We start from the raw sequence: 18,197 nt of genomic DNA, 5'->3' as shown, positions 1-18,197 counted from the left end.
AAGTGGGCAAAGGCCTGATTTCAGTGATTTTTACGGAGCTGGCAAGGTTTCTGCTTAGACGATCATGACCCATGCACTGATGCAGTCGCTGTGACGAATGCAGTGCGCCGACGGATCAGGGGTACAGGTTTCGTCACCAGTGGTTCGCTGGCGTCGCAACGGCAAATGCCGAGGCGACGACGCGTTACAAAGCCAGGCACTGCGCTTAGACTTGAGACGGGTTTGTTTTCCTGGGGCAAGTCCACCAATTCGGGAGAGAGTTTTCATGAAGCTAGTCACTGCCATCATCAAGCCGTTCAAGTTGGACGATGTACGCGAGTCACTGTCCGAGATCGGCGTGCAGGGCATTACCGTTACTGAGGTCAAAGGCTTCGGTCGGCAGAAGGGTCACACCGAGCTGTATCGCGGCGCGGAATACGTGGTCGATTTCCTGCCAAAGGTGAAGATTGATGTCGCCATTGACGACAAGGATCTTGACCGGGTTATCGAGGCGATAACCAAGGCGGCCAACACCGGCAAGATCGGTGACGGCAAGATCTTCGTGGTCAATCTGGAACAGGCTATTCGCATCCGTACCGGCGAAACCGATACCGACGCAATCTAAGCCGCCAAACCCCCAACGCCCCAGGAGAAAACAATATGACTCTGCGTAAGTTCGCAGGGCTAGGAGCCCTGTTGTCCCTCGTAATGCCGGCCCTGGCATTGGCGGCGGACCCAGCCCCCGCTCCAGTCCTCAATTCCGGCGACACGGCGTGGATGCTCACATCCACCGCGCTGGTACTGTTCATGACCATTCCGGGCCTGGCGCTGTTCTACGGCGGCATGGTTCGCTCCAAAAACATTCTTTCCGTGATGATGCAGTGCTTCGCCATCACCGGTTTGATCACCATCCTGTGGTTCGTTTACGGCTACAGCATGGCGTTCGACACCACCGGTATGGAAGCAGGCGTCGTCAACCTCAACTCGTTCGTGGGCGGCCTGTCCAAACTGTTCCTGTCGGGCGTAACCCCGGCGAGCATCACCGGCCCTGCGGCGCTGTTCCCTGAGGCGGTGTTCGTCACCTTCCAGATGACCTTCGCGATCATTACCCCTGCGCTGATCGTCGGTGCGTTCGCCGAGCGTATGAAGTTCTCCGCGATGCTGATCTTCATGGGCGTCTGGTTCACCCTGGTCTACGCGCCGATTGCCCACATGGTGTGGGGCGGTCCGGGCTCGTTGCTGGGCGACTGGGGCGTGCTGGACTTCGCCGGCGGCACCGTGGTGCACATCAACGCCGGTGTGGCTGGCCTGGTGGCGTGCCTGGTACTTGGCAAGCGCAAAGGCTTCCCGACCACGCCAATGGCGCCGCACAACCTGGGTTACACCCTGGTCGGTGCAGCCATGCTGTGGGTGGGCTGGTTCGGCTTCAACGCCGGCTCCGCTGCGGCGGCCAACGGCACTGCCGGCATGGCGATGCTGGTGACTCAAATTGCTACCGCTGCTGCCGCACTGGGCTGGATGTTCGCCGAGTGGGTCACCCACGGCAAGCCAAGCGCACTGGGCATTGCCTCAGGCGTAGTCGCCGGCCTGGTTGCAATTACTCCGGCTGCCGGCACCGTGGGCCCGATGGGCGCGCTGATCATCGGCCTGGCGGCGGGCGTGGTGTGCTTCTTCTGCGCCACTACCCTGAAACGCAAACTGGGCTACGACGACTCCCTGGACGCCTTCGGCGTGCACGGTATCGGCGGTATCCTCGGCGCGATCCTCACCGGCGTGTTCGCTGCGCCTTCGCTGGGCGGCTTCAACGCGGCCACCACTGACATCGCGGCGCAAGTCTGGATCCAGTGCAAAGGCGTGGGCTTTACCGTGATCTACACGGCCATCGTGACCTTCATCATCCTCAAGGTGCTGGACATGGTGATGGGCCTGCGGGTAACCGAAGAAGAAGAGGCTGTGGGCCTCGACCTGGCGCAACACAACGAACGCGGCTACAACTTGTAAGTACGCGAAAAAAAGATGCCCGGCTTGCCGGGCATTTTTTTGTCTGAGGTTTGTCTGTGGCTAAAGGCGGATGGGTTTTTTGCCGAGTTTGTGATGGGATCCACACGGCACTTTTGAGGGTGCGAAAGTCTTACATGCATGTAGGCGTATTCGACACTTTGTTTTTTCCCAGACCGCGCTAGAATGCGCGCCGATGGGCGGAGAACTGTATGTGGCAACAGACCCTGATTACCCTGCGGGCCAAGCCCCGGGGCTTTCACCTGGTAACGGATGAGTTGCTTGCCGGCCTGCCTGAATTGAAGGCGTGTCGCGTAGGCCTGTTGCATTTGTGGCTGCAGCACACCTCGGCCTCGTTGACCATCAACGAGAATGCCGACCCGGCGGTTCGCCGTGACTTCGAGCGTTTTTTCAACTCGCTGGTGCCGCAAGGGCGTGCAGGGTTCGAACACAACGACGAAGGTCCGGATGATCTGCCGGCGCACTTCAAGGCCAGTCTGCTGGGGTGCCAGCTGAGTTTGCCGGTCAAGGCCGGCCGCTTGGCGATAGGGACCTGGCAAGGTGTTTATCTGGGCGAGCACCGAGATCTCGGCGGTGCTCGTAAAGTCCTCGCCACGTTGCACGGTGACGGGGCATAAGCCACTGGAAACCCAGTGGATGTGATTTTTTTCCGGCGGCCTCGACAGAGGATGAAGCTGGGCTATAACTAATCTGCTTTTCGCAAGTCATGAGGTAGAACATGAGCGACGATGATCTGGAAAACGACGACCTTGAAGTAGGCGACGACGACGAAACCGAAGAAGGTCTTGAGGCGGCTGCCGAAGACGTGGCTGACGACGACGGTGGCGACGATGCACCGGTCCCGGCAGCCAAGGGCAAGGCCAAGGCTGCGGTGTCGGTTGACGAACTGCCGAGCGTTGAAGCCAAGAACAAAGAGCGCGATGCGCTGGCCCGTGCGATGGAAGAATTCCTAGCTAAAGGCGGCAAAGTGCAGGAAGTCGAGGCCAACGTGGTGGCAGACCCACCGAAGAAGCCGGATAACAAGTACGGCAGCCGACCTATCTGAGGTCAGCAGCCCGCTTGTAAGAAAAAGCCCGCCGTCGCTGCGGGCTTTTTCATGCCTGAAACAAATTCCTAAAATTCACTACATAGCCCTGTGGGAGCAGGCAAGCCAGCTCCTACATTGATTCCTCAGCGTGACTGCCAGCTACGCAGCAGCTCCGGCAATTCCGTCAGGTTGCGAATCTCGGCATCCGGCTGCTTATCCGCTTCCCACGCCTTGCCCGTCGGGTTGAACCACACTGCGCGAAGCCCGGCCTGCTGCGCCCCGGCGATGTCATCGCCAGGATGATCGCCAACATGCACGGCCTGACTTGCATCCACGCCACCGCGTTGCAAGGCTTCCTGAAACAGCCGCGCATCCGGTTTGGCGATGCCGATATCCTCGGCGCGCAGGGCAAAGTGGAAGTAATCCGCCAGCCCTACGCGTTGCACATCGGCATTGCCGTTGGTGATCACGCCCAGCAGGAAGTGCTGGCGCAGCGCCTGTAGCATGGGCTCCGCTTCCGGGAACGGGGTGAGCTGGTGACGGGCGAGAATAAACGCCTCGTAGCACACGTCTGCCATCTGCGTGGCCTCAGGCTGTGGGTAACCGGCCTCTTCAAACGCGTGCATCAGGACCTTATGGCGCAGGATGCTGATGCGATATTTAAGCTCGGGATGGTGCTCCAACACCTGTTGGCGAAGGCTGGCGAAATGCTCCAGAGGCAAGTCGCCCACCTTGGAGGCGTTAACCGCCAGCCATTCGCGCATCGACGCCTCGGCGTTGATGATGACGGGTACGTTGTCCCAGAGCGTGTCGTCCAGGTCGAAGGTGATCAGCTTGATACTCATGAGTCGCCGCCCTTGATGCGTTTGGCCCGTGGATGGGCGCTGTCGTATACCGTCGCCAGGTGCTGGAAGTCGAGGTGGGTATAGATCTGCGTGGTCTTGATATCGGAGTGGCCGAGCAGCTCCTGTACGGCACGCAGGTCCTGGGACGACTCCAGCATATGGCTGGCAAAAGAATGTCGCAGCATGTGTGGGTGCAGGTTTTGCCCCAGCTCGCGTTCGCCGGCCGCCTTGACCCGCAGCTGAATCGCCCGCGGCCCCAGGCGTCGGCCTTGCTGGCTGACAAACACCGCATCGTCGGCCGGGTTGGTCAACAGGCGCAGCGGCAACCACAGCTGCAAGGCTTCGCGGGCCTTCCTGCCCACCGGCAGCACACGGGTTTTGCTGCCTTTGCCGAGCACTTGCACGAGACCGTCCGCCAAGTCCAATTGATCCAGATTCAGGCCGGTCACCTCCGACAGGCGCAGGCCTGAGGAATAGAACAGCTCCAGAATCGCCTGGTCACGATGGGCCAGGAAGTCGTCCTCAACGGCGCCGTCCAGCAATTGCAGGGCGCGGTCGGTGTCGAGAGTCTTGGGCAGGCGCCGCTCGCCCTTGGGCGGCGACAGGCCATTGGCCGGGTCGTGGTCGCACAGGCCTTCGCGGTTGAGGTAGTGATAGAGGCCGCGTACCGCCGAGAGCAGGCGCGACAGGCTGCGCGAAGACTGGCCCGCCTGGTGCAGGCGCGCGATCAGGCTGCGCAGGCTCTGGATATCCAGGGCCTTCCAGCTGCTGATCTGTTGTTTTTCGCAGTACGCCAGGACCTTGTTCAAGTCCCGTCGATAGGCTTCCAGGGTGTGAGGCGACACCTGGCGCTCGTTGCGCAGGTGAGCGCAATAAGCGTCCAGTTGCCGTTCCATGGCTAGCGCACCGCGCGCAGGGTGGTGGTGTGGCGGGGCAAGACGCGGCCCAGCACTTCGGCGATGTAGGTCAAAAACAGCGTGCCCACCGAGCTTTTGTAGTGCGCAGGATCGCGGCTGGCAATCGCCAGCACGCCGTGCAGGCCTTGATGGCTGAGGGCGACTACGGCGGTGGAGCCGATCTGCTTGCGCTGTTCGGCGCCAAACAGGAAGTCCAGCTCGTGTTCACGCAAGGTGCCGCTGATGGTCTTGCCTTCCGAAAGCAGGCCGCCGATTGCAGTTTGCGCATCGCTGCCGCTGACCCAGCGACCCACCGGCATCGGGTTGTCACTGAACAAAATCAGGCTGACAAACGGCACCTGGAAGTCCTGGCGCAGGCTGTCTTCCACGGCAATCACCGTTTCTTCCAGGCTGTTGGCGTCCATCAGGGTCAGGATCAGGCGGCGGGTCTTGTCGAACAAGCGATCGTTGTCGCGGGCTACATCCATCAGGTGGGAAAGCCGATGGCGCATCTCGATATTGCGCTCGCGCAGGATCTTCATCTGCCGCTCCACCAGCGACACGGTATCGCCACGCTGGTGGGGGATGCGCAGGGCGGGCAGCAGTTCTTCGTGCTCGACGAAGAAGTCCGGATTAGCCTCAAGGTACGCCGCGACAGCAGCGGCCTCCAGACTTTCGCTTGGGGTTGCTTGGGCGGGTACTTGAGGCTTATCGGTCATTAGCTTGGCTCACTCATAGACGGACCTGTCCTTCGTATACACGCGAGGCCGGCCCGGTCATCAGCACCGGGTGGCCAGGCCCTGCCCATTCGATGGACAAGCGTCCACCAGGCAGGTCGATCAATAGGGGCGAATCCATCCACCCCTGGCTGATCGCGGCGACGGCTGCGGCGCAAGCACCGGTGCCGCACGCCTGGGTTTCGCCGGCGCCGCGTTCCCACACACGCAGCTGCGCGCGGGTACGGTCGATCACCTGCAAAAAGCCCACATTGACCCGTGCCGGAAAGCGCGGGTGATGCTCGATCTTCGGCCCCAGCTCATGCACTGGGGCGTTATTGATGTCGTTGACCCGCAGCACGGCATGGGGGTTGCCCATGGAGACGGCAGCGATGTCGACGATTTTGCCTTCTACGTCCAGCGCGTAACTGGCGGCCTGCTCGGTGGCCTGAAACGGAATATCCGCCGGCACCAGGCGTGGCGCGCCCATGTTGACGCTGATCTGGCCGTCGCTGCGAATATCCAGCTCGATCACGCCGCTCTTGGTTTCGACGCGAATCTGGCGCTTGGCGGTCAGGCGCTTGTCCAGCACAAAGCGCGCAAAGCAGCGCGCACCGTTCCCGCACTGTTCCACTTCGGAGCCGTCGGAGTTGAAGATCCGGTAACGGAAATCCACCTCCGGGTTGCTCGGCGCCTCGACGATCAGCAATTGGTCGAAACCGATGCCGGTGTGGCGGTCGCCCCACTGTTTAGCGTGCTTGGGCAGGATATGCGCGTGCTGGCTGACCAGGTCAAGGACCATGAAATCATTACCCAGCCCGTGCATCTTGGTAAAACGCAGCAGCATGGCTTACTCCGGCAGCAGGCTTTCGCCAGCATACAACTCGGCTACCGTCTCGCGGCGACGCACTTCAAACGCTTGATCACCGTCCACCAGCACCTCGGCCGCACGGCCGCGGGTGTTGTAGTTGGAACTCATGACAAACCCGTAGGCACCGGCCGAATGCACGGCCAGCAGGTCACCTTCTTCCAGGGCCAGCTGACGGTCCTTGGCCAGGAAATCGCCGGTCTCGCAGATCGGGCCGACGATATCGTAGGCGCGGCCTTCGCCCTCGCGCGGGGTTACGGCTGTGACGTCCATCCACGCTTGGTACAGCGCCGGGCGGATCAGGTCGTTCATGGCCGCATCGACAATGGCGAAATCCTTGTGCTCGGTGTGCTTGAGGTACTCCACCTGAGTCAGCAGCACGCTGGCGTTGGCGACGATATAACGGCCCGGCTCGAACATCAGGGTCAGGCCGCGGCCTTCGGTGCGCTCGCGCACAGCCTTGATGTAATCGGCGATCAGCGGCGGTTCTTCATCGCGATAACGCACACCCACGCCGCCGCCAAGGTCGATGTGTTGCAGGTAGATGCCGCACTCGCCAAGGCGCTCGGTCAGTGCCAACAGGCGGTCGAGCGCATCGAGGAACGGCGGCAGGGTGGTCAGTTGCGAGCCGATATGGCAGTCGACACCCAGCACTTCCAGGTTCGGCAGCTGTGCGGCACGGATGTACACGTCCTCGGCGTCGGCAATGGCGATGCCGAACTTGTTCTCTTTGAGACCGGTGGAGATATACGGGTGCGTACCGGCATCGACGTCCGGGTTTACGCGCAGGGAGATCGGCGCGCGAACGCCCATCTCGGCGGCGACCACTTGCAGGCGCTCCAGCTCGTCGGTGGATTCGACGTTGAAGCAATGCACGCCGACTTCGAGGGCGCGGCGCATGTCTTCACGGCTTTTGCCGACACCGGAGAAGACAATTTTGTCAGCCGTGCCGCCGGCAGCCAGAACACGTTCCAGCTCGCCACGGGAAACGATGTCAAAACCAGCGCCAAGACGCGCCAGGACATTCAGTACACCCAGGTTGGAGTTGGCCTTGACCGCGTAGCACACCCTGTGTGGAACGCCTTCCAGTGGGTCGGTGAACGAGCGGTATTGGGCTTCGATGTGCGCACGCGAGTACACATAGGTCGGGGTGCCAAACTGCTCGGCAATCGCGGACAGCGCCACGCCTTCCGCGAACAGCTCGCCGTCCCGGTAGTTAAAAGCGTCCATGATGGTCCCTTAGTAAGTGTCGTGCTTATGCGCTTTTGCAGCTTTTTGCGACGACTGTGCCTGGTCGTTCGGGTCTTTGCTGTCATCGGGCAGGTAGAGCGGGCCTTTTTGACCACAGGCACTAACGAGGCAAGCGACCGCGACGAGCGCAGCAAGGGAAGAGATCAGGCGCTTCATGGCGAAATCCTTGAATATGCATTAATTGCGCCCGAGTATACCGACCACCCGCCAGCTTGCCTATGCGCCGTAATACCCGTCCGGCGGGGGTTTGCCGAGCATGCCGCGATTCGGCCTACGGTAAATAACGATATTTCACGCGGCTGCGGGTAATGAAATCGGTATTCTTTGCATTCATCATGGCGCGTCCGTATCGTGCGCCGCTTGAGCGTGACCAGACACTTTTCGAGGTTCCCACAATGAGTTTGACCGAAGCCCGTTTTCACGACCTGGTGGATTCGACCCAGCAGGCGCTGGAAGATATTTTCGACGACAGCGGCCTGGACGTGGACCTGGAAAACTCGGCTGGCGTGCTGACCGTCAAGTTTGAAAACGGCACCCAGCTGATCTTCAGCCGTCAGGAGCCGCTGCGTCAGCTGTGGCTGGCGGCGCGTTCGGGTGGTTTTCACTTCGACTACAACGAAGAAGACAACAACTGGCAGTGCGATACCAGCGATGAGCTGTTAAGCGAAATGCTCGCACGCCTCGTCCAGGAACAAGCCGGCGTTGAGCTGGACTTCGACGAGATCTGATCGTGACCCAGCCTGCACCTGTACGCCCGCCCAAGCCGCTGTTCAGCAATGTCAGCCCGGCGGTGCCGTCACCTTGTATCAGTTTGTGTCGCCTGGACGAGCATAAAGTCTGTCTCGGCTGCCACCGTCACGTGGAAGACATCCGTGAATGGCGCTCCGCCGACGATGCCCGGCGCCGGGTGATTTGCGCCGAGGCCGAACAGCGCAGGGCGCGCGCCTGAGGCCGTCTTGTTTATTTGTGACGCTGTGGTAGTGTCCGGGTACGCCTCAACTCATCGAGGCCCGCGAGAACCCCGCCTTTTCCTGGCGGGGTTTTGCTTTTTTGTGCAGAAAAAAGGAGTCTGCCTGAATCATGACCACCGCACCGTCCATCATTCTCACCCGTCTTGACGTGCAGCGTCTGGAGCAATTGATCGACCGCTTGGGCGATGAGTTTCCCGGTGCCGAAGCGTTGCAAGCCGAACTCGATCGCGCAGAAACAGTCGGCCACGATGAAGTGTCGGAAGACGTCGTGACCATGAACTCCCGCGTTCATTGCCGTGAAGAAAGCAGTGGTAAGGAGCGTCACCTGACCCTGGTTTACCCCAAGGATGCCAACGCCGACGAAGGTAAAATTTCGATCCTGGCACCGGTAGGCAGCGCGTTGCTGGGCCTGCAAGTGGGTCAGCACATCGATTGGCCAGCTCCGGGCGGCAAGACGTTGAAGCTTGAATTGCTCAGCGTCGAAGGCCAGCCCAAAGATGGCGGCGCATTTTCCATCTAAGCAAGAGCCGCTTAAATCTGGCTCAGCGCCGCATTCAGCGACAACTCCAGCTCGGCCTTGTATCGCAGATACAAGTTGCTCGGGCTTTGCACATCACCGAGCAGGCCGGACAGGTCCAGGTCGGTGATGTAGCAGCGGTAACGCTCGGTCTCCCGGCGTTGCCCGACGATTTCCTGGGCCACCACGGCAAACAGTTGGTCGCCGAACTCCAGCTCGGAAAACTCCCGTTGATTGCAGTACAGCGTGATGCCGACCTGGCCCGGTGCGGCCTTGCCGATAATCGCCTGCACGTCATAAAACGGTTTGTTGGCCGGGTTCTGCGGCGCCGGCCGAGGCTCGATGCCGCGGGCGCGCTGGCTGCCTGACGGCAACAGTTGGTAATACAAAGTTTGCACTTCACCCAGCGGTTGCTGTGTATCCAGCGGCGCCAGGGCTTCGCGACGGTAGATGATCGACTGCAGGAAGCGCTGCAGCGGCGCCAACAGGCTTTGCTCATCATGAAACGGCAAGCGTTGCTGCCACAGCGCGTTGAACTCATCCAACACATACAGCTCGGCGAAGCCTTCATTGACCCGGTAGAACACCTGCACACAATCAGCCAGGCCCATGGGCAGCAGCAGGGCCAGGTCGTGGTCTTCCAGCGCCATGGCGTCCAGGTGCAGCGGGCTATAGCTGGCCAGCTCCTCGCTGAGGTAGGCGATGAGTGCATCCTGGGTGGGCAGTGGCACGTGAGTGGCTTGGCCCGGCGTCAGTTCCATCACGTGATAATGCTGCTGCACCTGCAACAGATAGCGGTGATTGGACTGGCCAAGCAGTAGGTTCTGCACGGTATCGAAGATTTCTTCCACACGCTGGGCAATGAACTGCGCACGGTTGTGGCAGAAGCAGCGCACCCTCAGGCGTGGCAGGTGGTTCGGCGGCAGTTGGTTGAGGTAGTCGCGCAGGCAGTCGAGCAGTGCATGGGGGCCGTCGTAGCGGCTGACCAGTACCTCGTTCCAACTGTTGAGCGTGACCTGATCCAGGGTCAGCACCAGGTTGTCGCGCACACCGGCGTAGCTCAGGGAGTCAGTGCGTTCGGTGGTCATGAGGATATTCAAATCGCGGTGATGCTTGAGCGGATCGACGCCGACGTTGATCAGCAACAGCACCTCTTCCGGCACCGCCGAGCGCAACAGGCGGTCCTCATCGACGCTGGCCAGGGGCAGGGCGATGGTCTGTTGCAGGCAGCCCAGCAGGTTGAACAGCTCGAACTCGGTCACGTCGCTGACGCCTGGATGCAGGGCCAGGCGCGTGCTGCTGTCGATCACGCCGTTGCGATGGCACCAGGTGAGCATTTCCAACAGGTCGCGGCTGCGCTTGATCGGCGCGAAGTGCTCCCATTCCAGCGCCGTGAGGTTGCCGTTGTACAAGCCCCAATGATGCTGGCCAGGCTCTTTGCGGTTGGGCGATTGCACCAGGGTGAGGGTGTCTTCGGCCAGGTCCGGAGCGATGCCGGGGTTGATGAACTCAACCTTGCCGGCCTTGCGCTCAAATGCGGCATACAGGCGCCGGCCCAGCACATTGAGGTCGCGCTTATTGATCAGGCTGACGGTCTGCTCGGTGCGGGCGAACTGGGTGAGAAATCGATAGCTGTAATTGAGCTCGTTGACCAGCGCGCGGCGCTCGGAAGCCACCTGGCGTACTTTCCACTGGCTGCGGCTGTCCAGCAAGGCCAGTTGACGCTGGCCCCAACCCCATTCGTGGGCCAGACGCTCCAGTAATAGTCGCTGCCAGCTGGTGCTGCGCTGACCGGCGCTGAGCTTGCGATTAACCTTCAGGTACAGCGCACGGCGTACCAGCTCCAGGCGTTCGGGCTCATTGCGCGCCTTGAGGTATTCCTCGATGCGGCGGTAAACCACGATGTACGGGTCCAGCTCGTCCAGGTCCATCTGGTTGGCGAACACCGCACGTTTGAAGCGCAGGCTCAGGCAGTGCACGTTGGGGTGTTCGCTGGCGTACACCTCGGTCAGCAGCAGCTTGAGCACCGATTTGTACGGCGACTCGATGCCCTTGAACAGTTGCCACAATCCGGCGCCGATAAATTCGCCTGGCGGGATGTGCGCCAGGTGGCCGAGGTCGAGGGTTTCATCGGCGCGGATAAAACGTTTGGAGATCAGCGCGTGGGTGAATTCGGCGTAGCGGGTTTCTTCATAGACCGGCGCCAGCCACCAGATGGGCGTGCGCCCGGCGAGCCAGATGGCGGTGCGGTAGAACTCATCCAGCAACAGGTAATGCTGGGTAGTGCCGCAGTCGTCGGAACTCAGTTGGGTGTCGCGCTCGCCTAACACAAAGCGCGTCGGCTCGATCAGGAAGAAATGCGCCTCGGCGCCCATGGTCAGCGCCCAGGCTTCCAGCAACTGGCACTTTTTGCGCAGCTCGGCCAGTTCGTTCTCGCCAAGGTCTGGCGCGTGGCAGACCCACACGTCCATGTCGCTCTGGTCCGCCTGGGCCAAGGTGCCAAGGCTGCCCATCAGGAACAGGCCATGGATCGGCTGCGGCGGGTTGCCATGGCGCGGTTTGTAGGAGAACGAGCGGGTCAGGCGCTGGGCTTCCGTCAGAGCCTGGGCGTCGGGTTCGAAACTCGACAACCCTGCCGGCGTGCTGCTGGAGACATAGCCGGGCAACAACGGGTGGTTGACGTGGAAAAACAACGGCAGCAGGGTCAGCACGCTCTGTTGGCGCGGCGTCAGCCCTTCGACGGCTCGCGCCATGCGGCCTGCATTGAGGGCCATGAAGCGCGCACGCAACTGGGCCAGCACCTTGCGGTCGATGCCTTCGTCCAGGTCGGGGCGGATTTCATGGGTGCGGGTCATGTCTGAGTCGTTGGCTCGCAGAGCCCGACATGGGCGGCCGTGTAGGAGTTTACAGCCAGTAGCGTAGGAGGTTTAGCGCGATTTTGTTTTTGGCGCCAGAATTTTATCCCAGGCGCAGAAATGCCCGCGGAATCCGTGAAAAGAGGATCCCGTGGGCGATACGAGGTGTCAGGCGGCTTCTTTGCTGGTCGTCAGAATAGTCAGCAGGCTTTGTGCGTGTTCGGCAGCATCCCGGCCAAGGCTGGTGAGGTAGCCACCATCTGGCTGGTCGATCAGGTCTTTATCAAACAGGCGCCGGGCAGCGGCAATGGCAGTAGGAGCGGCAGTCTGATGAACTTTCAGACCTTCCTGGGAGCTGCCCAGGTTGAAGAGTGCAAGGATTTCCAGTTCGGCAACCAACTCAGGGGTATACGACATAAGGACTCCAGACTTTCTAGGAATTTTTAGACGTTAGCAGCCATAAGGTGAACGCACTTTGGCGAGCTGTCCAGTCGGAACTCATGCAGTGTTGATGTGGGGCGGGATTGTGGCCAGCAAGCGCTTGCTGGCCAGCGCGGTGTCGGGCTTATTGCTTCTCGGGCGGTAGCTCTGGCAGGGCGCGCAAGGCAGTTTCATACCATTCGGTATTGAAGGCGCGGTCTTCTTCGAGCAGCGCGTCGATTTCGATGGCCAGGACGTGGGCCATCATTTGCAGAATGTCTTCGCGCTCGTAGCCCACCAGGGTCAGCTTGTTGAACGTGGCCTTGGCCGCTGGCGGGTTGTCGCTTTCGATCTGGTTTTCGATCGCTTCGATCAGTGTATTTTCGGTGAACTCTTCTTCGTCGTTGTCGATATCGGTCGGCTCGCTCATGGCAGGCTCCTCAAGGAAAGGGCGCCAGTCTACCGCCATTCAGGCAGTTGATGCTGCTGGCCAGTCGGGCTCCTTGGATCTATAACTCTTGCAGCCAACCCCACACCCGGCCTGGAGGCATTCGCAATGCTCAAGCTTTACGGATTTTCGGTCAGCAACTACTACAACATGGTCAAACTGGCGCTGCTGGAGAAAGGCCTGCCGTTCGAAGAAGTACCCTTTTACGCAGGCCAAACCCCTGAAGCCCTGGCCGTCAGCCCGCGTGGCAAGGTGCCGGTGCTGGGCGTCAAACAAGGGTTTATCAATGAAACCAGCGTGATCCTCGAATACATCGAGCAAACCCAGGAAGGCCCGTCGTTGCTGCCCGCCGACCCGTATCAGCGCGCCCAGGTGCTGGCGTTGTGCCGGGAGATTGAGCTGTACATCGAGTTGCCCGCCCGCGCGTGTTTTGCCGAGGCGTTCTTTGGTATGCCGGTGCCGGACGCGATCAAGGACAAAACCAGGGCGGAGTTGTTACTGGGGGTTGCTTCTTTGGGTCGGCACGGCAAGTTCGCGCCCTATGTGGCGGGAGAGAGCTTCACGGTTGCTGATCTGTATTTCATGTACAGCCTGAACCTCGCCTGTGCGGTGGGCGAGAAGCTGTTTGGTCTGGATTTGCTGGCGGATTTACCGAAGGCCAAGGCGTTGCTGGAGCGCCTGCATGAGATGCCCAACGCCAAGAGGGTGGCGGCGGACAGGGAGGCGGCGATGCCGGCGTTTATGGCGATGATTGCGGCCAAGAAGTAGTCGCCCACGGCCCAATCAAATGTGGGAGCGGGCTTGCTCGCGAAAGCGGTAGATCAGTCGACATCTCTGGCGACTGACACTCTGCATTCGCGAGCAAGCCCGCTCCCACATTTTGACCGAGTTGGTCTTAGGGATTACCGGCTGGCGAGCAGTGCCTGACCGCGCACAACGGCTGCCTTGACCTGCGCAGGCGCAGTGCCGCCCACGTGGTTACGGGCATTCACCGAGCCTTCCAGGGTCAGCACGGCGAACACGTCCTGCTCGATCTGGTCGCTGAACTGGCGCAGTTCTTCCAGGCTCATTTCCGCCAGGTCCTTGCCGGTATCCACGCCGTATTTAACGGCATGGCCGACGATTTCGTGGCAGTCACGGAACGGCAGCCCACGGCGTACCAGGTAATCCGCCAGGTCGGTGGCAGTGGAGAAACCGCGCAACGCCGCTTCACGCATGATCGCGTGCTTGGGCTTGATCGCCGGGATCATGTCGGCAAACGCACGCAACGAGTCGCGCAGGGTGTCGGCGGCGTCGAACAGCGGCTCTTTGTCTTCCTGGTTGTCCTTGTTGTAGGCCAGCGGTTGGCCCTTCATCAAGGTCAGCAGGCCCATCAGCGCGCCGAACACACGGCCGCTCTTGCCACGCACCAACTCCGGTACATCGGGGTTTTTCTTTTGCGGCATGATCGAGCTGCCGGTGCAGAAACGGTCCGGCAGGTCGATGAACTGGAATTGCGCGCTGGTCCACAGCACCAGCTCTTCGGAGAAGCGCGACAGGTGCATCATCGCAATGCTGGCGGCGGCGCAGAATTCGATGGCGAAGTCGCGGTCCGACACGCCGTCCAGGGAGTTGCCGCCCACGGCGTCGAAACCCAACAGCTGCGCGGTGTATTCGCGGTCGATCGGGTAAGTGGTGCCGGCCAGGGCAGCGCTGCCCAACGGCATGCGGTTGGCGCGCTTGCGGCAGTCCACCAGGCGCTCGTAGTCGCGGCTGAGCATTTCGAACCAGGCCAGCAAGTGGTGGCCGAAGGTCACGGGCTGCGCGGTTTGCAGGTGGGTGAAGCCGGGCATGATGGTGCCGGACTCACGCTCGGCCTGCTCCAGCAGACCTTTTTGCAGGCGGGTGATTTCGGCCAGGATCAGGTCGATCTCGTCACGCAGCCACAGGCGGATATCGGTGGCAACCTGGTCGTTGCGACTGCGACCGGTGTGCAGTTTTTTGCCGGTCACACCGATGCGATCGGTGAGGCGGGCCTCGATGTTCATGTGCACGTCTTCCAGGTCGACGCGCCAGTCGAACGTGCCGGCTTCGATCTCACCGCGAATGGTGGTCAGGCCGTCGATGATGCTGTCGCGCTCGGCGTCGGTCAGCACGCCGACCTTGGCCAGCATCGTGGCGTGGGCGATCGAGCCCATGATGTCGTGGCGGTACAGGCGCTGGTCGAAGGTGACGGAGGCGGTGAAGCGCGCGACGAAGGCGTCGACGGGTTCACTGAAGCGGCCGCCCCAGGACTGGTTGGTCTTGTCGGTGCTCATGGATTCGCTCGTGATCTGCTTAAAAGAGGCGTGGAGGTGTGCCGCCGATAATAACAGGGTTGCCCGTGGAGGCGATGCTGCGGGTGATCGGCATTTTTATTTGCGCCAAGGATGGCTAAGTGCCTTGCCGTCGAACGCATCCGGGACGAGACTGGAGGCAGGCGTTAATTGAAACGATATTTGACGATTGAGCAATATCGTCTCAGCGAGCGTCTACAGTTGCACTGATAGAGCGTGAATGCACCAAAGTCGGGTGATGCGGTCATAGCCCAGACTATCCATTAAAAAAGGGGGGTATTCGGATTGTGTATCAGCAAACCCTACGACGATGCCCAAAGGCAGCAGGTCTTGGGCGCAATTGAACAGGTCCGGGTAAATTTGGGTGCCGCTGCCGGGGCACTTTTTGCCGCTCGCGCTAGTCTTAGCGTGGATCGCTGTGACGCAAGTCACCGCACCTGTCTACGCTATCCTTGTGCGAGACTCACGCAGGAATCCAGCGCAATATGAATGTCCTGATCGTTGATGACGAACCCCAAGCCCGCGAGCGACTGAGCCGTTTGGTCAGTGAACTCGAGGGTTATACAGTCCTTGAACCGAGTGCCACCAACGGTGAAGAGGCATTGACGCTGATCGACAGCCTCAAGCCGGATGTGGTGTTGCTCGATATCCGCTTGCCGGGCCTTGATGGCCTGCAAGTCGCCGCCCGTTTGAGTGAGCGAGAGTCGCCACCTGCCGTGGTGCTGTGCGCCGCACAAGAAGAGTTTTCCACCGAGACCCTGGAAGCCAGCGGTGTCAGCTTTATCGTCAAGCCGGTGACGGGCGAAGCATTGCTCAAGGCGCTTAAGAAGGCCGAGCGCCCCAACCGCGTGCAACTCGCTGCGCTGACCCAGCCGGCTGCCCAAAGTGGCAACGGGCCGCGCAGCCACATCAGCGCACGGACCCGTAAGGGCATCGAACTGATCCCGTTGGGCCAGGTGGTCTACTTTATTGCCGACCACAAGTACGTGACCCTGCGTCACGAGAGCGGCGAAGTGTTGCTCGATGAGCCGCTCAAAGCCCTTGAGGATGAGTTTGGCGACCGCTTCGTGCGCATCCACCGCAATGCACTGGTGGCCCGCGAGCGAATTGAACGCCTGCAGCGCACGCCTTTGGGGCACTTTCAGCTGTTCCTAAAAGGGCTGAACGGCGATGCCTTGATTGTCAGCCGACGTCATGTCGCCGGCGTGCGTAAGATGATGCAGCAGCTTTAGCCCAAGGGCTGTAGCGAGGTCTGCATTCCCTTATCCCGGTGCGACGCGGCCAGGGAGGCCCCGCACTTGCTGATTCAAATCAAAGCGTGTTTGCCTGAGCTGTTATTATCTGCCGTATCTATTCAGTACGGATTGATCCATGTCCTCTCGCGAAATCCGCATCGCCACCCGTAAAAGCGCCCTGGCCTTGTGGCAGGCCGAATACGTCAAAGCACGCCTTGAAAAGGCTCATCCAGGCCTCAAAGTATCCCTGGTGCCCATGGTCAGTCGCGGCGACAAGCTGCTCGACTCGCCGCTGTCGAAGATCGGCGGCAAGGGCTTGTTCGTCAAAGAGCTGGAAACCGCGCTGCTGAAAAACCAAGCCGACATCGCCGTGCATTCGATGAAAGACGTGCCCATGGACTTCCCCGAAGGCCTGGGCCTTTTTTGCATCTGCGAGCGCGAAGACCCGCGTGATGCCTTTGTGTCCAACACCTACGCATCGCTGGATGAGCTGCCGTTGGGCAGCATCGTCGGCACCTCCAGCCTGCGTCGTCAGGCGCAATTGCTGACCCGTCGCCCGGACCTGCAGATTCGCTTTTTGCGCGGCAACGTCAACACTCGCCTGGCCAGGCTGGATGCCGGCGAATATGACGCGATCATCCTTGCGGCTGCCGGCTTGATCCGCCTGGGCTTCGAAGACCGCATTACGTCGGCCATCAGCGTCGAAGACAGCTTGCCAGCTGGCGGGCAGGGCGCAGTTGGCATTGAATGTCGCACCGCCGACAGCGAAATCCATGCCTTGCTCAAACCTCTCGATCACCACGACACCGAAGTGCGTGTCACCGCCGAACGTGCCCTCAACAAGCACCTCAACGGTGGCTGCCAGGTGCCGATTGCCTGCTACGCGGTGCTTGAGGGTGAAAACCTCTGGCTGCGTGGCTTGGTCGGTGATCCGGACGGCGGCACGCTGCTCACCGCCGAGGTGCGTGGGCCGCAGCGTGACGCGACCGCCTTGGGCATCCAGGTCGCAGAGGAGCTACTGGGCAAGGGCGCCGGCGCCATTCTGGAAAAAGTCTATGGCGAGGCCGGCCCGCAGTGACCGATTGGCGCGTGCTGCTGACGCGGCCCGCCGAAGAATCGGCGGCCGTGGCTGCGATGTTGGCCGACGTCGGTATTTTCAGCTGCAGCTTGCCGTTGCTGGATACCGAAGCCTTGCCCGTCACGCCCGAGCAGCAGGCTGTGTTTGCTGACCTGGGCCGCTACAGCGCGGTAATTGTGGTGAGCAAACCGGCTGCACGTCTGGCTGTGCAGCAATTGCAGCAGCCCTGGCCAGCGTTTCCGTGGTTCAGCGTGGGCGCTGCCACTGCGCAGGTACTGGCCGATTACGGCCTCAACGTTCACTATCCGCAAACCGGCGACGACAGCGAGGCCTTGCTTGCCTTGCCGGCCTTGCGCGAGGCTGTCGCAGTGCCCGGTGCCCGGGTGTTGATCCTGCGTGGCGAGGGCGGCCGGGAGTTGCTGGCTGAGCGTTTGCGTGAGCAAGGTGCTAGTGTCGATTATCTGGAGTTGTATCGTCGTTTCCTCCCGGCCTACGCTGCCGGGGCGTTGATGCAACGCATCCAGTTGGAACGCTTGAACGGCCTGGTGGTCAGCAGTGGGCAGGGTTTTTTACACCTGCAAGCCCTGGCCGGCCCCGATTGGCCGAAGGTGGCGCAGCTGCCGTTGTTCGTGCCCAGCCCTCGCGTGTCTGAAATGGCGCGGGCCGCTGGTGCAGAAAAAGTTGTGGATTGTCGCGGCGCGAGTGCCGCGGCTTTGTTAGTGGCGTTGCGCAGCGCTGCCTCATAAGGCATGCGGCG

Annotated in this window: 21 protein-coding genes; 11 read left to right on the top strand and 10 right to left on the bottom strand. The window is 61.0% G+C overall.

Annotated elements, in window-relative coordinates:
• Nucleotides 1–265 precede the first annotated feature (265 nt).
• The 4 genes from glnK (at nt 266) to sutA (ending at nt 3,043) form a co-directional block, all read left to right on the top strand.
• Nucleotides 266–604, top strand: a complete 339-nt coding sequence (glnK, locus tag ACTD9P_RS02330; RefSeq protein ID WP_002555808.1) for a P-II family nitrogen regulator — start codon at nt 266–268, stop codon at nt 602–604.
• A gap of 35 nt (nt 605–639) precedes the next feature.
• A complete protein-coding gene (locus tag ACTD9P_RS02325) occupies nt 640–1,980 on the top strand; it encodes an ammonium transporter (RefSeq protein WP_438866511.1) in 1,341 nt (446 codons plus the stop codon).
• Between the two features lie 209 nt (nt 1,981–2,189).
• A complete protein-coding gene (locus tag ACTD9P_RS02320; RefSeq protein WP_200433115.1) occupies nt 2,190–2,615 on the top strand; it encodes a secondary thiamine-phosphate synthase enzyme YjbQ in 426 nt (141 codons plus the stop codon).
• A 101-nt stretch (nt 2,616–2,716) separates the two neighbouring features.
• On the top strand, nt 2,717–3,043 hold the full coding sequence (gene sutA, locus ACTD9P_RS02315; RefSeq protein ID WP_003208791.1) for a dormancy-specific transcriptional regulator SutA: 327 nt from the start codon (nt 2,717–2,719) through the stop codon (nt 3,041–3,043).
• A gap of 125 nt (nt 3,044–3,168) precedes the next feature.
• Here sutA and ACTD9P_RS02310 read toward each other — a convergent pair whose 3' ends face one another.
• Genes ACTD9P_RS02310 through lptM form a run of 6 tightly spaced genes read right to left on the bottom strand, consistent with a single transcriptional unit; the run spans nt 3,169 to nt 7,757 of the window.
• On the bottom strand, nt 3,169–3,870 hold the full coding sequence (locus ACTD9P_RS02310; RefSeq protein ID WP_438866510.1) for an HAD family hydrolase: 702 nt from the start codon (nt 3,868–3,870) through the stop codon (nt 3,169–3,171).
• Nucleotides 3,867–4,766: a tyrosine recombinase XerC gene (gene xerC, locus ACTD9P_RS02305; protein WP_438866509.1), complete on the bottom strand. Its 900-nt coding sequence runs from the start codon at nt 4,764–4,766 to the stop codon at nt 3,867–3,869. The genes ACTD9P_RS02310 and xerC overlap by 4 nt, the downstream gene beginning before the upstream one ends.
• Nucleotides 4,767–4,768: 2 nt before the next feature.
• Nucleotides 4,769–5,485, bottom strand: coding sequence for a DUF484 family protein (locus ACTD9P_RS02300; RefSeq protein WP_056860805.1), 717 nt, complete (start codon nt 5,483–5,485; stop codon nt 4,769–4,771).
• A gap of 13 nt (nt 5,486–5,498) precedes the next feature.
• Nucleotides 5,499–6,329 carry a diaminopimelate epimerase gene (dapF, locus tag ACTD9P_RS02295; RefSeq protein WP_200433111.1) on the bottom strand — a complete coding sequence of 277 codons (831 nt, stop codon included), beginning with the start codon at nt 6,327–6,329 and terminating at the stop codon, nt 5,499–5,501.
• A gap of 3 nt (nt 6,330–6,332) precedes the next feature.
• Nucleotides 6,333–7,580 (bottom strand): diaminopimelate decarboxylase, encoded by a 1,248-nt coding sequence (gene lysA / locus ACTD9P_RS02290; RefSeq protein ID WP_200433110.1) that lies wholly within the window; start codon nt 7,578–7,580, stop codon nt 6,333–6,335.
• A 9-nt stretch (nt 7,581–7,589) separates the two neighbouring features.
• Nucleotides 7,590–7,757 (bottom strand): LPS translocon maturation chaperone LptM, encoded by a 168-nt coding sequence (lptM, locus tag ACTD9P_RS02285; RefSeq protein WP_017134995.1) that lies wholly within the window; start codon nt 7,755–7,757, stop codon nt 7,590–7,592.
• A 239-nt stretch (nt 7,758–7,996) separates the two neighbouring features.
• Here lptM and cyaY point away from each other — a divergent pair, with 239 nt between their 5' ends.
• The 3 genes from cyaY to rnk all read left to right on the top strand — a co-directional run bounded on the left by cyaY (nt 7,997) and on the right by rnk (nt 9,092).
• Nucleotides 7,997–8,329, top strand: coding sequence for an iron donor protein CyaY (cyaY, locus tag ACTD9P_RS02280; protein WP_219270018.1), 333 nt, complete (start codon nt 7,997–7,999; stop codon nt 8,327–8,329).
• A gap of 2 nt (nt 8,330–8,331) precedes the next feature.
• The gene (locus ACTD9P_RS02275) at nt 8,332–8,550 is read left to right on the top strand and encodes a DUF1289 domain-containing protein (protein ID WP_438866508.1); all 219 of its coding nucleotides are present in this window, start codon (nt 8,332–8,334) and stop codon (nt 8,548–8,550) included.
• A gap of 131 nt (nt 8,551–8,681) precedes the next feature.
• The gene (gene rnk / locus ACTD9P_RS02270; RefSeq protein ID WP_438866507.1) at nt 8,682–9,092 is read left to right on the top strand and encodes a nucleoside diphosphate kinase regulator; all 411 of its coding nucleotides are present in this window, start codon (nt 8,682–8,684) and stop codon (nt 9,090–9,092) included.
• 11 nt (nt 9,093–9,103) lie between these two features.
• Here the strand turns inward: rnk and ACTD9P_RS02265 are convergent, their stop codons facing one another.
• From ACTD9P_RS02265 to ACTD9P_RS02255, 3 genes are all read right to left on the bottom strand, one after another.
• A complete protein-coding gene (locus tag ACTD9P_RS02265) occupies nt 9,104–11,944 on the bottom strand; it encodes a class I adenylate cyclase (protein ID WP_438866506.1) in 2,841 nt (946 codons plus the stop codon).
• Nucleotides 11,945–12,112: 168 nt separating this feature from the next.
• Nucleotides 12,113–12,361 (bottom strand): TIGR02647 family protein, encoded by a 249-nt coding sequence (locus ACTD9P_RS02260; protein WP_438866505.1) that lies wholly within the window; start codon nt 12,359–12,361, stop codon nt 12,113–12,115.
• Between the two features lie 148 nt (nt 12,362–12,509).
• Complete coding sequence (locus ACTD9P_RS02255; protein WP_438866504.1) at nt 12,510–12,794, bottom strand: hypothetical protein; 285 nt, start codon at nt 12,792–12,794, stop codon at nt 12,510–12,512.
• Nucleotides 12,795–12,920: 126 nt separating this feature from the next.
• Here ACTD9P_RS02255 and ACTD9P_RS02250 point away from each other — a divergent pair, with 126 nt between their 5' ends.
• Nucleotides 12,921–13,580 (top strand): glutathione S-transferase family protein, encoded by a 660-nt coding sequence (locus ACTD9P_RS02250; RefSeq protein WP_438866503.1) that lies wholly within the window; start codon nt 12,921–12,923, stop codon nt 13,578–13,580.
• A gap of 134 nt (nt 13,581–13,714) precedes the next feature.
• Here ACTD9P_RS02250 and argH read toward each other — a convergent pair whose 3' ends face one another.
• The gene (argH, locus tag ACTD9P_RS02245) at nt 13,715–15,109 is read right to left on the bottom strand and encodes an argininosuccinate lyase (protein ID WP_008439335.1); all 1,395 of its coding nucleotides are present in this window, start codon (nt 15,107–15,109) and stop codon (nt 13,715–13,717) included.
• A 503-nt stretch (nt 15,110–15,612) separates the two neighbouring features.
• On the opposite strand from argH, the gene ACTD9P_RS02240 reads away from it, so the two are divergent.
• The 3 genes from ACTD9P_RS02240 to ACTD9P_RS02230 all read left to right on the top strand — a co-directional run bounded on the left by ACTD9P_RS02240 (nt 15,613) and on the right by ACTD9P_RS02230 (nt 18,186).
• Entirely contained in the window at nt 15,613–16,359 is a 747-nt protein-coding gene (locus tag ACTD9P_RS02240; protein WP_200433104.1) for a LytR/AlgR family response regulator transcription factor, read from the top strand.
• Nucleotides 16,360–16,498: 139 nt separating this feature from the next.
• Nucleotides 16,499–17,440, top strand: coding sequence for a hydroxymethylbilane synthase (hemC, locus tag ACTD9P_RS02235; protein WP_438866502.1), 942 nt, complete (start codon nt 16,499–16,501; stop codon nt 17,438–17,440).
• A complete protein-coding gene (locus tag ACTD9P_RS02230; RefSeq protein ID WP_438866501.1) occupies nt 17,437–18,186 on the top strand; it encodes a uroporphyrinogen-III synthase in 750 nt (249 codons plus the stop codon). The genes hemC and ACTD9P_RS02230 overlap by 4 nt, the downstream gene beginning before the upstream one ends.
• The last annotated feature ends 11 nt before the right edge of the window (nt 18,187–18,197 follow it).

Source organism: Pseudomonas onubensis (assembly GCF_965653655.1).
Classification (GTDB): domain Bacteria; phylum Pseudomonadota; class Gammaproteobacteria; order Pseudomonadales; family Pseudomonadaceae; genus Aquipseudomonas.
The sequence above is the reverse complement of the archived record's forward strand: the minus strand, read 5'-3'. Positions and strand labels throughout refer to the sequence as shown.